Origin of the sequence: Fusobacterium ulcerans, from assembly GCF_003019675.1 — a bacterium.
GTDB lineage: Bacteria > Fusobacteriota > Fusobacteriia > Fusobacteriales > Fusobacteriaceae > Fusobacterium_A > Fusobacterium_A ulcerans.
Window position 1 is genome coordinate 1142338 of sequence record NZ_CP028105.1, and the last position, 14176, is coordinate 1156513.

General features: G+C 30.0%; 10 protein-coding genes. 3 read left to right on the forward strand and 7 right to left on the reverse strand.

The features are described 5' to 3' along the window. Positions 1–39: 39 nt before the first annotated feature. Positions 40–1782, reverse strand: a complete 1743-nt coding sequence (locus tag C4N20_RS05175) for a flavocytochrome c (protein ID WP_005979628.1) — start codon at positions 1780–1782, stop codon at positions 40–42. A gap of 147 nt (positions 1783–1929) precedes the next feature. Further along, on the reverse strand, positions 1930–3795 hold the full coding sequence (locus C4N20_RS05180) for a sigma 54-interacting transcriptional regulator (RefSeq protein ID WP_005979630.1): 1866 nt from the start codon (positions 3793–3795) through the stop codon (positions 1930–1932). A gap of 203 nt (positions 3796–3998) precedes the next feature. Here C4N20_RS05180 and C4N20_RS05185 point away from each other — a divergent pair, with 203 nt between their 5' ends. Genes C4N20_RS05185 through C4N20_RS05195 form a run of 3 tightly spaced genes read left to right on the forward strand, consistent with a single transcriptional unit; the run spans position 3999 to position 6463 of the window. Next, entirely contained in the window at positions 3999–4292 is a 294-nt protein-coding gene (locus tag C4N20_RS05185; RefSeq protein ID WP_005979632.1) for a UxaA family hydrolase, read from the forward strand. 45 nt (positions 4293–4337) lie between these two features. Next, positions 4338–5495 carry a UxaA family hydrolase gene (locus C4N20_RS05190; protein ID WP_005979634.1) on the forward strand — a complete coding sequence of 386 codons (1158 nt, stop codon included), beginning with the start codon at positions 4338–4340 and terminating at the stop codon, positions 5493–5495. A gap of 20 nt (positions 5496–5515) precedes the next feature. Continuing rightward, complete coding sequence (locus tag C4N20_RS05195; RefSeq protein ID WP_005979636.1) at positions 5516–6463, forward strand: 2-keto-3-deoxygluconate permease; 948 nt, start codon at positions 5516–5518, stop codon at positions 6461–6463. A 27-nt stretch (positions 6464–6490) separates the two neighbouring features. On the opposite strand, the gene C4N20_RS05200 is transcribed toward C4N20_RS05195, so the two are convergent. The 5 genes from C4N20_RS05200 to C4N20_RS05220 form a co-directional block, all read right to left on the reverse strand. Then, positions 6491–8740, reverse strand: a complete 2250-nt coding sequence (locus C4N20_RS05200; RefSeq protein WP_005979638.1) for a bifunctional diguanylate cyclase/phosphodiesterase — start codon at positions 8738–8740, stop codon at positions 6491–6493. A gap of 212 nt (positions 8741–8952) precedes the next feature. Beyond that, the gene (locus C4N20_RS05205; protein WP_261797873.1) at positions 8953–10773 is read right to left on the reverse strand and encodes a bifunctional diguanylate cyclase/phosphodiesterase; all 1821 of its coding nucleotides are present in this window, start codon (positions 10771–10773) and stop codon (positions 8953–8955) included. Then, on the reverse strand, positions 10766–11659 hold the full coding sequence (locus C4N20_RS05210) for a hypothetical protein (RefSeq protein WP_040490826.1): 894 nt from the start codon (positions 11657–11659) through the stop codon (positions 10766–10768). The genes C4N20_RS05205 and C4N20_RS05210 overlap by 8 nt, the downstream gene beginning before the upstream one ends. An 8-nt stretch (positions 11660–11667) precedes the next feature. Beyond that, entirely contained in the window at positions 11668–13215 is a 1548-nt protein-coding gene (locus C4N20_RS05215) for a sensor domain-containing diguanylate cyclase (RefSeq protein WP_005979640.1), read from the reverse strand. Between the two features lie 256 nt (positions 13216–13471). Beyond that, positions 13472–14146 carry an N-acetylmannosamine-6-phosphate 2-epimerase gene (locus C4N20_RS05220; RefSeq protein WP_005979642.1) on the reverse strand — a complete coding sequence of 225 codons (675 nt, stop codon included), beginning with the start codon at positions 14144–14146 and terminating at the stop codon, positions 13472–13474. Between the last annotated feature and the right edge of the window lie 30 nt (positions 14147–14176).

Genomic DNA, 14176 nt, shown 5'->3' on the forward strand with positions numbered 1-14176 from the left:
TTAAAAAGAAGCCATAATTATATATGGCTCCTCAAATCATTAATTTTTTAAAGCTTTTTTAACTGCTGATCTTACAGCTCTGCTTGATACAGTAGCTCCTGTAACCATATCTACATCAGATGTCTGATTGTATATCATAGCAGGGATCATTTCATTTTCTACACCTTTAAAAATCATTTCTGTTTCTTTTGATTCCACTGCTTTTATACTGTCTATAAATCCATCTTTTACAACAACTTCAACAGTGATATCTCCATTATGTCCCTTGGATGTAGCTTTATAAGTTCCATCTTTATATTGTGCTTTCAATTCTGGATTAACTTTTACTGCTGTTTCAGATTTTTCAACATTTTTATTACCCATTAATTTGTCTTTACCAATATATTCAACTGATTGTTTTGCTGCTTGGCGACCAAAGATAATTATATCAGCAACAGCATTTCCACCAAGTCTGTTAGCTCCATGTACTCCACCAGTTACTTCTCCAGCTGCATAAAGACCTTTTATCGCTTTATTATCTTTTCCTAAAACTTCAGTTTTTGAATTAATTTTGATTCCACCCATAGTATGGTGAACTCCTGGTGCCACTGGAATTGCATAGAATGGTCCTTTTTCTAAAACAAATTTCATTCCTGTTGTTCTTCCAAACTCTTCATCTTTTCCATTTTTTACATAACCATTCCACTTAGCCACTGAATCTTCCAACACTTTAGGCTCTACAGAAATTTTTGCTGCAAGCTCTTTAAGATCTTTTCCAGTTATTAATATACCTATCTGATCCATTTCCTCTACAGCTTTCATTCTCTCTCTAAGTCCTTGATCAAATATTATATATACATATTCTTCAGGTTGCTCAAGAATAACTGCTGAAAGTTTATCTCTAGTTTCCATTTCACTAATGAAACGTACTCCTTTTTTATTTACAAATATAGCTCCATTACCTCTTACAGATTCAGAAATAACTTCAGCTTTAGACTGTTCAACAGTTGGATTAGTTTGAATATATTCCATATCTACTAATTCTGCCCCTGCTTTTTCAGCCATTACTATTCCGCTTCCATCTGCTCCTGGGTGATTAGTTGTTATAAATCCTTTTAAATCTTTACGATATTTTGTATATAACTCCTCATTAGCAGCAAATCCACCAGTAGCTATTACCACAGCTTTAGAAGAAATTTCAAGATCTTCATTTCTAACTAAATCTTTAGCTTTTACTCCTTCAACTTTTCCATCATTTATTACAAGGCTTTGAGCTTCAGTTCTATAAAGAACTGTTATATTTCTTTTTTCAACATTTCCTGCTAAAGTTTTAACAAGAACTCCACCTATACTTATTCCACCAGTTGGTCTATGCATACGAGGATTCTTCGCCCCTGCTCCTGCTCCAACATCATTTAAGTCCATTCCTATACCTTTTAACCATTCTACAGTTTCAGCAGAATTTTCAGTAAAATATTTTACTACTTCAGGATCATTTATATTTTTTCCACCTTTCATAGTATCTTCATAAAAATCTTTAACGCTGTCTGTTATCTTCATCTCTTTCTGAGTAGAAGTTTCTGCTGCATTTAATCCACCCTTTGATCTTACTGTATTTCCACCAGGAAAAGCCATTTTTTCAAGTAAGATAACATTAGCTCCAGCATCAAAAGCTTCAATAGCAGCTGTCATTCCAGCTCCACCAGCACCTATTATTACTACATCAGTTTCATATTTTTTTGTTTCCCCAAAAATAGTTGTACACAAAATTAGAATTCCAAAAAGTATTCCTATTTTCTTCATCTATTCCTCCTTAATTTTTAGTTTTGTACTTTATGATACCATTATATATCTTTTCAGTCAACATAAAAACTAATTTTTTAGAACAGTTACACCGCTTTTACGACCTTTTTTGCGTTTTTTAGCTAGAATTTAAAATATACTTTATTTTTAATTTAATATTCTGTTTAATGTTCCTCTATCAATTCCCAATCTGATTGCCGTTTTAGTCTTATTATTTCCTTCTTCTTCAAGTATTTCTTTTACTATTTTTTTTTCAATCTCTCTAAGTGTCATATTTGAAAATTCATCTTTTTTTCTTTCCTGTTTTCCTAATGGAAGAAGATTTAATATCTTATCATCTGAAAGTTTTAAATTTATTTTTAAAACTACTACTCTTTTTATTATATTTTCAAGTTCCCTTACATTTCCAGGAAAAGAATATTCAGATAATTTTTCCAATATATTTGTAAATCTTTCTGCTTCAAAAAGGTTCAACCCAAGAAGTTCTTTTTCCAATATGTGCTTCCCTGTGATAACAATATCTTCTTTTCTTTTTCTCAATGGAATAGTTTCTACTTCTAATACATTTAATCTATAAAAAAGATCTGTTCTGAACTCTCCTTTATCACACAATAAAGAAAGATCTTTATTAGTTGCAGCTATAACTCTCACATCTACATATATAGTATCTTCCCCTCCGACTCTTCTAAAACATTTTTCTTGAAGTACTCTTAAAAATTTATTTTGAAGATGATATGGAATTTCTGATATTTCATCTAAAAATATAGTTCCTTTATCTGCAAGTTCAAATAAACCTTTTTTCCCTCTTCTCCTTGCTCCTGTAAACGCTCCTTCTTCATATCCAAAAAGCTCACTCTCTATGAGATTTTCTGAAATATTAGCACAGTTAAATGCCACAAAAGATTCTCCTCTTCTTCTGCTTTCATTATGGATACTTTGAGCAAAAAGTTCTTTTCCCGTTCCACTTTCTCCTGTTATCAATATAGTATTTTCTGTTTCAGCATAATGCTTAGCAATCTTTTTTACCTCTTCAAAATTTTTATTACAAGTTACCAAATCTTTCCAAGTATGTTTAGCTGAAAATTCTACATTAACTAAAGATTTTCTTAAAATGTTTGCTGATTCTTCAATATTTTTAAATCTTCTAAATATGAATAAAAAACTATTTTTATTTTCTGACTGCTGTACAGGAGTTATATCCATAGAAACTTTCTCTTTTTTAGTATCAATCAATATATTCTTTACTTCATTTCTCAATTCTAATATAAATTTTCTATCCACTTCTTGTACAAGATCAAAAATATTATCATCAATATACACTTTATTACTAAATAATCTATTTCCCATAGAGTTATAATGACTTATTTTTCCCTCACTATCTGTATATATCATTCCACAATCAGTATTATTAAGAATAGCTGTTAAATATCTATTTTTTATTTTTTCATTTTCTTTAAATTCCAGCATTTTTTTAGCTTCCTCAAAAGCCTTTTGAATAGAATTATATTCTGATTTTATAAGATAAAAATCTATATAATATGATTTTTTTTCTAAAGTATTTAAAAGAACTGTATCTCCTATGAAAATTTTTACCTTTTTTTCATATATAAGTTCTTCAAGAGTATTTAAATATTTATCATAATTCTGTTCTTCATCAAATATTACTTCATATGTTTCCTTGAATCCAACTATATTAGCAAGATAACTGCATTTAGACACTGCATTTCTATATCCTACTATTCCTAAAGGTGCATCTGTTTTTTCTATTTTTTTCAAAGTCTTTAGTATTTCTATACTAGATATTTCTATTTCTATCACTGTAAGTGAGGTATTTTCTCTTATTATTTTGGCTGTTCCACCTCTGGTTATAACTATTTCTCCATCATTATTCTGAAAATCCTTAGCTACTTTTACAGCTTCTGTCAAATTTGCATATTTTTTTATTAAAAATTTATCTCTTTCTTCATGTTCCAAAAAATCTTTATATGGTGCAAGCAAACATATCCTTTTCATTTTTCCTCCAAGCTGAAATTTACAGCAGTAAAATACATCGTTTTATAAATATAATTAATATTATATCATTATTTTTTTATTTTTATAATACTATGAACTAAATTTATTCAATAGTTCCAATTATTTTTTATTTTTTTCAAAATTATGGCATAAAAATTGCTTTATATATTTGTGACAGATAACGAAATTCAAGGAGGATTAAAATGGAAAAACAAGGTGTTATAGTAACAAAAAATGACTCTTTAGCTACTGCTACTGTCGATTTAAAAAAAGGAGATATTGCTAAAATGTTTCTGGGAGATGAAATAATCGAGGTAGTTATGAAAGAAGATGTTAAATTTGGTCACAAGTTTGCTATCAAAGATATTAAAAAAGGGGAGCATGTTATAAAGTACAGTGAAAGTATCGGAACTGCAACTAAGGACATTTCTGTGGGAGAGCACGTTCATGTTCATAATGTAGAAAGTGACAGAGGAAGAGGAGATAAAAAACACTAATAAATATTCTAAATATAGAAATTAAAAAATCAGGAGGAAATTATTATGAAATTCATGGGATACAGAAGAAATGATGGAAAAGTAGGAATAAGAAATTATGTACTTATTTTAGCAACGAGTGTATGTTCTAACAAGTTAGCAGAAGATATTTCAAATGCTGTTGAAGGAAGTACTCATATCAATAACACTTTTGGCTGTTGTCAATTAGGTGGAGATGCCAGACTTACATTAAAAACAGTTGTTAATACAGGAATTCACCCAAATGTAGGAGCTGTTTTAGTTGTTGGACTTGGATGTGAAGGAACAGAACCTTTAGAGGTATACAACGAAATCAAAAAAACTGGAAAGCCAGTAGAAATGATAACTATCCAAGGAGAAGGTGGAACACTTAAAGCCTATGCAAAAGGAGTTTCTATTTCTAGAAAATTTGCTCAAGAACTTTCATTAGAGAAAAAAGTAGAATGTGATATATCAGAACTTATACTAGGAATGGAATGTGGAGGTTCTGACACTACATCAGGATTAGCTTCAAATCCTACTTGTGGAGTTGCATCTGATATACTTGTAGGAATGGGAGGAACTAGTATTCTATCTGAAACTACAGAATTTATTGGAGCTGAACATGTAGTAGCAAGAAGAGGTATAAATGAAAAAGTTTCTCAGGAAATCCTAGATTTAGTAAGAGGATGTGAAGAGAGAGCAATGGCATTAGGAGAAGATATCAGAGGTGGACAGCCTACGCCAGGAAATATTGAAGGAGGACTTACTTCTATAGAAGAAAAATCTCTTGGATGTATTCATAAGTCTGGAACTGCACCATTCAAAGGTGTACTTCAGTATGCAGATATACCATCTGAAAAAGGACTTTTCATCATGGATACTCCAGGACAAGATATTGAATCTATAACAGGAATGGTAGCTGGTGGAGCTCAGGTAGTTATATTTACAACAGGTAGAGGAACTCCTACTGGAAATCCTTTAGCACCTGTAATTAAACTTACTGGTAACTATCATACATTTAAAAATATGGAAGACAATATAGACTTTGATGTATCTGAAATAGTTTCTGGCCACAAGACTATAAAAGAAATGGGAGAACAGTTATTTGAAGAAATAGTGGAAGTATGTAATGGAAAAATTACTAAAGCTGAAGCTTTAAAACATAGAGAATTCTGTATTTATAAAATAGCACCAACATTCTAATAATATAAGGGGCGAGTTATATGAAAATAAAAAAAAGTATTGAAAGAATTCCTGGTGGAATGATGGTAGTACCTCTTATAATTGGTGCTGTAATGAATACATTCTGCCCACAGATTTTGGATATAGGTAGTTTTACTACCAACTTAGCTAGAGGTGCAATGCCTATATTGGCAGTTTTCTTAGTATGTATGGGAGCTGAAATAAATCTTAAAGCAGCTCCGCAAGTTATAAAAAAAGGATCTGTTATTACAATTTCTAAATTTATAATTGGAGCTTTAATTGGTATTCTTGTAAGTAAATTTTTAGGACCTAATGGATTATTTGGTCTTTCAGCATTAGCTATAATATCTGCAATGACAAATAGTAATGGTGGACTTTATGCTGCTCTTACTGGTGAATTTGGAGATGCTACTGACACTGGAGCTATCGCGATAGTTTCATTAAATGATGGCCCTTTCCTTACTATGATAGCTCTTGGAAGTGCTGGAGTTGCTGCAATTCCCTTCTCTATCTTAATTGGAGCAATCATTCCTATTCTTTTGGGAGCTTTGCTTGGAAATCTTGATGAAGATATGAAGGAATTCCTAGTAAAAGCAGGTGGTGTTATGATTCCTTTCTTTGCTTTTGGACTTGGATGTGGAATAAATCTTTCTATGCTTGTAAAAGCTGGTTTTCCGGGATTAATCTTAGGGCTTATGACTGTAGTTATCGGAGGGATATTCAATATATTCTTTGACAAAATCACTGGAGGAAGTGGAATAGCTGGTGCTGCAATTTCCAGCACATCAGGTAACGCTGTAGCTACTCCTTTGGCAATAGCAGCTATGGATCCAAGACTTCTGGAAACAGCTAAAATAGCTACTGCTCAGGTTGCTGCTTCAACTATACTCACAGCATTCTTAGTTCCTGTTTTGACCACTTATGTTTATAAGTATAACCAAAAGAAAAAGAAAGCTGTTAAAGTTTAAATAAATTGTAAAAGGCTGATTATTAAATCAGCCTTTTATATTATAATATTTAATTTCAAATTCTTCCACTGGCATAGGTCTGTCATAAATATAGCCCTGAACCATATCGCAATTTACACTCTTTAAAAATTCCAATTGTTCCAAAGTTTCTACGCCCTCTGCAACAGTCTTCATTTTCAATTCACTTGCCATATTTATAACATTTCTAATAATTATATCTCCTCTTTTATTATTCTCCAGATTTTCAAAAAACAATCTATCAATTTTCAAAACTCCTAGAGATACATCTTTTAGTAGATTTAACGAAGAATATCCTGAGCCAAAGTCATCTATTGAACATATATATCCATACTTTGTTAATTTTTTTACAATTCCAGATATCACTTCATATTTTTCAAAGAAAATACTTTCAGTAAATTCTAATTCCACTGTATTATCTGGCAGATCATATTTATTCTTTGTTTCAATATATTCTTCTGCAAAATTTGGATTATACAGCTGTCTCTTTGAAACATTTACTGAAATAGGAAATACTTTTAATCCTCTATCCAGCCATTTTCTTTGGAGCTTACATACCTCTTCATGCATATATTTATCTATGCTTACAATAAAATCATTCTTTTCAAATAATGGTATAAATTCGCCAGGAGAAATATATCCCTCATTGGTTTTCCATCTTACCAGGGCTTCTCCTCCTTCAGCTTTTCCTGATTCTAAAGAATATTTCGGCTGTATAAATACAATAAATTCTCCATTTTTTAAAGCTTCCTCTTTTCTAAGCTCCATATCCTGCTCTCTAATTAAAAGTTCACCCATAATTTTATTATAGAAAACAAGTTTTTTAGTTTTACTGTCTTTTGCATGTTTACGAGCCATATTAGCTCTATCCAACATTGTATTTACATCATTTTTTTCACAATCTTCTCTACAACACACCCCACCATAGATATCTAAATGATATTCCATGTCTCGTACATAACTATTACTGCTCATTTTTTTGATTATGTCATTCAATTCCTCTTCAAGTACATCTTTATCTTGATACTCAAGCATTACTACAAAATTATCTGCACTTACTCTTGCCACCAAAGACTCTTTATTGAAAGAGTATCTAAGTTCCTCTGCTATTCCTTGTATTATCTTATCTCCAGTTTTATAACTGAATACATCATTTATCATTTTAAAATTTCTGATATCCATATAAAAAACAGCAAATTTTTTCAATGGTCTATCTTTTAAAAGCCTGTTTCCTTCTATTTTAAATTTAACAAAATTCATAAGTCCTGTAAGAGAGTCATTGTATGCTATTTTTTCTATTTCTTTCTCATATTTTGTTCTTGAAAACAGATAAAGCCATGTTCCTATTCCCACTACAAGTATAATGAAAAGACATAAAAACAATGCTCTTGCTACTATATTATTTGAAGCTTTTTCTACTGCTGAAAGAGGAATTACTGAAACTACATACCAGTCTTCTACATTTTTTACTGGAACATAACTTATAACCCTTTCCATTCCTCTATATTCCATTATTTTTATTCCAGCTTTATCTTCCAACAAATCTTTTCTAACTTTATCTGTCTCTTCTTGAGTATTTTCCTTACATAAAATATCAAAAAAATTATTTATATCTTTGCTGCTGTTTATATTTTTAGGTCTGAATAAAAGGTCTCCATAAGCATTTACAACATAAGAATACCCTACCCCATCATAAAAAGAAAGCTCATATTCATCATACAGTGTTTCTACATCTCTGCTTTTCATAAGAAGAGCTTCTCTATCTCCATAAATATTTATTTTTTTATAAATATTTACTTCTCTTCTTCCTGTTATTGTATTATATCTTGGTCCTTCTACTCCTCTTTTTGTATATGCTCCCATGTCTATTGAGTCTAATTGTTTTTTCCATGTTTTTTTACTTCTTTTATCAAACTTATACATTTCTCCATTATCTAAGATAACCATAAACGACGTTTTATATTTCTCATAAAGTCTATTTAATACTGTTGATATATCTTCTTCTGAAAATCCATCTCTCAATTCTATTTCCATTATACAGTCAGCAGCTTCAACTTTTACTCTATCAGCTTCTAAGAATAAAGCAAACTTATCTGCACTTTGAATTGTTATTTCAGATATATTCCCTAAAGTATCAGAAAGTATAGAATCTTTTACTTTATTAACAAACGAAAAAGAAAGAGCTGCTATAAATATCACCGCTCCTACAGCTAATAATGTTATTAGTTCCCTTATTCCACTTTTTCTTTCTTCTCCCATATTTCTCTCCAAAGACATCTCATCTTTTTAAATATATCTCTTTATTTTCAAGTAAATTCTAAAGTTGTTTTTTGCTTTGCAGTTTAATCATTTTATTAAGTAAAAATATTCTTTAATATCAATAACAGTTTAGCTTATATACTGTCTAAAGTCAAGAAATTAAGAAATATTTCATATATTGAAAAGAGGATCTTAAACTGACCCTCTGTTTCTTATATTTTATTTTTCGCTTCCAATAGTTCTATTAAATCTTTTTCTGGCATAGGCTTAGCATAATAGAATCCCTGAATATAGTCTACACCAAAGGAAGCAACTTTTTTCTGTTCCTCTTCTTCCTCTATTCCCTCTACTACTACTTTCATATTATTTATCTCTGCCATTTCTATTATAGACTTCAATATCAAAAGCTGTTTTGGAGAAGTTACAATATTTTTTACTAATGACTTATCTACTTTGATAACATCTACAGGAAGATTTGATAGATAATTTAAACTACTGTATCCTTTTCCAAAATCATCAAGTGCAATAGATATATCAGATTTTTTTAATTCCAATATAATAGAATTCATCTTATCTAAAGAACTCATTAATAAAGTTTCTGTTATTTCCAATGAAATATTATTTGGAGAAATTTTATTTTTGTTTATTATTTTCAATATATTATCAACACAGTCTTCTACTAAAAATTGCTGTATAGAAGTATTTACTCCAATACTATCCAAACCAAAATCTCTTCCAAAATCTCTCATAAATTTACATACATGTTCTAATACATAGTTTCCTATTTTTTCTACTACTCCATTTTTCTCAGCAATTTCAATTACCTGAATAGCTGGAAAATATCCACCATTACCATCTTTTAATCTTATTAAAGCTTCTGCTGAAGTAAAAGTATTCTTTTTAATATTCCAAATAGGCTGATACCAAACTTCCAGTTCCCCATTTACCAGTTTTTCTTCTAAAAGTCGTAAAATATTTTTTTCTTTAGAAATTAGATCATCTATTGTCTCATCATACATTACTGCTTTAGCCATTTGATAATTTTTTGCGTATCTCAATGAAATTTGAACTTTTTCAAGAAGTTTTTCAGAAGTATTTCCATGAATTGGATATATACATATTCCAATATTAACTTTCAATATAAACTTCAAGCCATTTACATAAATTGGCTCAGTAAGTTTTTCTCTTATATTTCCCACAATTTCATCATGTGTTTTTTTAGAGAAAGATATTCCAAGAAATACATCCCCATTTATACGATATGTGTAGTCACCAAATAATTTTACCAGTCTCTTAGAAGTTTCTTTAAGTATTTCATCTCCTGTCTCTATATTAAATAATTCATTATATCTGCTGAATGAACATATATCTATACAGAATATTGTGAACTTCCTTTTTTTATTGTAAGCAATCAGTATATCAGAATCTCTTTGACATTTCAAACGATTCCCTATATTAAAGATTGGATCATAATATGCAATTCGCTCCATCTGTTTACGATATTTATTCAATACCATAGACAATTCCAACATTTCTTGATTGTCTGCTTCATCAAATACTACATTAGATTTTCCCTCTAGTAATTCATTAAATTTCTTTGTAAGAAGAGTAATTGGCGATTTTTTTGTTTTTTCTGAATAATATTCTTCAACAATCTTTCTTATACATTCTAGTGGATTTTCTTCCTCTTTTTCTACTTTTAAATATCTGTAATAAGTATTTAAAAATACCTTTTTATCATTTAATCTTACTTTCCAGATCAATTCCAATGAAAGCCCTTTGGTTATATCAGCCATTGCTTGTTCTTCCATATTCTCAAAAACAGCTATCACAAAGTTACTTTCACCAATATGACCTATAATATATTCACTTTTAATGTATTCTTCTATTATTTTAGAAATATTTCTAAAAAATTCATTTTTCTGCTCTTCTCCCGCTAATTGTGAAATAGAGTTAAAATCTTCTATTACAAAATAAAATAATGCAAAAGTTTCTCTTCTTTTTTCAGTCTTCCAGTTAACTCTTTTACAAATCCTTTATAGCTATAGAGGCCAGTTGAAAGTTCCATAAAGCTAAGATCCTCAAATTTTTTATTCGTTTTTTGTATTTTAACCAATAATAAAAACTTCCTAATAAAAGTATTTCTACTAAAATACAAGTTATTATTATTCTGAAAAAAGTATTAACAGACATCCACCCAGCAGTTGGTATTATACTTAAAGTCCATTGTGTTGGAAGAAAGAAAGACGCCTTTGCTCCATGAGAAAAGTCTCTTTGACTATCTGATACTGCTACCATATTTTTTCTTCCATTTTGTGAATTTATGTGCCAAAGTTCAAATTCATAACCTTTGCTTTTTAAGTATTCCAAGTCCATTTGCTTCAATACAAAATCTTCATCTAAAGCAACTACAACTTCCTCCCAATATTTTCCTTTATACATAATTGGATTTAAGAAAAGATATCCCTTTTTATCAATTCCTTGCAAAGAAATAGGTCCTTCTACTACTGGTTCTCCTAAAAGTTTTGTCAAAGTATAAACATAAGACATTTCATTTAAAGTTTTTCCTAGATTTTTGTCAAATTCTTTTGGAAATACACGTTTTATTGTATTTTCTTTAATAAAATACATAAATAAAATCTCATCTCGTCCAGACACACTCTCGAATTTCTCTTCAAGCCAGTCTATTTTCTCTGGATTTATAGCAATCATTTCTGCCAGACTTTTTGAAAAGTTTAAACGTTCTTTTATTTCTAATACTATTTTTTCATTATAAAATTTTAAGATAGTTTCAGCATCTTGTTTACGTACTTCTACAGCTTTTTTATAGAAAAGTGAGCCTGACATACATACAATTACTGATGTTATTAATACAAATGCCACTTCAAGTATTTTCTTATATTTACTTTTCATTTCCATAAAGTTTTTCACCTCTGGCATATTTTGAAATCGCCCTTCCCATTCTGTTTCACAAAATAAAGAGCCTCATCTGCATCAGTGATAAGCTTATCAATACTCATATTTTGCTTCCATATTGAAACTCCAACACTGCAACGTACAGAAATAGCTTTTGTTCCATCTTTAATATCAAAATGCAGTCTTAAAGTCATTTCGCTCAATACTTCCTCTAACTCTTTATCATCTTCCAAATCAGTAAGTAGAAGAACAAACTCATCTCCTCCGTACCTTCCCACTATTCCATCATACTTCTTCTCATATTCACGTAAAACATATCCAATATTCTTTAATGCTATATCTCCTAGTTTATGCCCATATGTATCATTAATAATTTTCAAATCATCTAAATCAATAAAACAGAAAGCTGTTATCTTTTCTGGAGCTATCTTTTTAAGCTGTCCTTGTAGCTGATTCATAAATACTGTACGAGTAACTACTCCTGTAAGTCCATCAGAAAGTCCAGTACTAGTAAGTCTAAGTATCTCTTGAAAATCTGGATTATCTGGGTTTTCATCTTGATATATTTTCTTTTCCAGTTCCTGAACTGAATGAACCAGTGTATCTACTGCTTTCATCTGGCTTTCAATATATCTTTTTATAAACCATAGTGTTATTCCACAGAATAAAATACATAAAAATATAATTGGGACAAATCTTCCAAATACTGCTTTATATGTATCCCAGAAATAACTTCTAACTATAATATTCCAATTTGTATTTTTAACATCTGTATATTCCCCATAGATGATGTCTCCATCTTCAATTCCCCAATAATGCTTTGTATCCTTTTCTAATAATCCCTTTTGAATCTTATCACTTGTTGTTGTTAATAACTTTGTTTTTCTAATGCTGTCTAAAAATAATTCTCCATAATTTTCATTTCCAATGGAAGACATTATTTGATTTTTTCTTCCAATAAGAGTTATATCAACCTTATCACTGTGAGCTGATTCTTTTAATAAATTGACTATTTCATCAAAATAAAGTGCACAAAAAATAGCTCCCACTATTTTATTATCTTGGATCAAAGGAACTGCTATAGTATAGTTTAAAGTTTTTCCATCAGCTCCAGCTGCAAAACTATCAGTAACCTGAACTTCTCTTGTAGAAAAAAGTCTCTGCATATAATCACGACTGGCCAAACTTGAAGCCCCTCTTTGAGAATAAACATTCACATCAGAATCTACATAACGAATCATTAAATAGCCGTAATATGTATTTAGCATATCCAATTCTGCTATCTTTTCTTCTATTGGCACTTTAGGATCATAGTACCTTTTTTGTGATGCCAAAGATTTTAAAAATCTAATTGATTGATCAATTCTATACTCTATATCTCTGTCTGTTTTTAATAAAATTTCATAAGTCGAGTTTTTCATATTTTGAATTGTAAAAATAGCTACGCCAAAAATAATTATAAGCACTGTCATAATACATAGAATAATATTATATTTTAATATTGGCAGAAATGATATACCCCACTTCTTATCTCCACTTTTATTATTTTTATTTTTCATTCTTTTTCCCCCTAAATACTATTCTATGTAAAGCATATCATTTTAATACATAGTATAACCCAAGTATCATTTTATTTCATGCTTTTTATTTGCTTTTAAGAGCATATTTGTCTTCTTGTTATATATTACATTAGTATCCTTAATATTTCAAGTAATATTATCATTATCTTTAAAACTTATTTTTTTAATTAAAATTATTAAATTCGACTAAATGCAAAAAAGAGCTGATAAACAACTCTTTTTCATATTTTAAATTTTATTTTTCCATCTCTGTCACAAATTTCTTTGTAATCTGTTGAGGTCTAGTTATAGCTCCTCCTACTACCACTGCATAAGCTCCTATTTCAAGAGCTTTTTTAGCTTTTATTGGAGTATCTATATTTCCTTCACCTATTACAGGAACTTTTACTGCTTTTATTACTTTTTCTAATTCTGCCAGAGGATCATTTCCTTTAGTATATTCTGTATACCCTACCAAAGTAGTTCCTACTATATCAAATCCAACTCTTTCAGCTTCTATAGCTTCTTCTACAGAAGATATATCTGCCATAAATAATTGATTTGGATATTTTCTTTTAGCTTCCTTCATTAGATTTTCAAGAGTATTTCCATCAGGTCTCTCTCTTTTTGTTCCATCCAGAGCTATGATGTCCACACCTTCAACTGCCAGAGCATCTATCTCATTCATTGTAGGTGTTATATATACTTGATTGTCTCCATATTGCTTTTTTATTATTCCTATTATTGGAAGTTCTACATTTTTTTTAATTTCCTGTATATCAGATACAGTGTTTGCCCTGATTCCAGAAGCTCCTCCTGTTAAAGCTGCATAAGCCATTCTTCCCATTATGAAAGAACTGTGAAGAGGTTCATCTTCTAAAGCCTGACAAGAAACTATAAGCTTCCCTTTCACTTTTTCTAATCTATTCATTACAATGCCGCCTCTCTTTAAATACAGTGA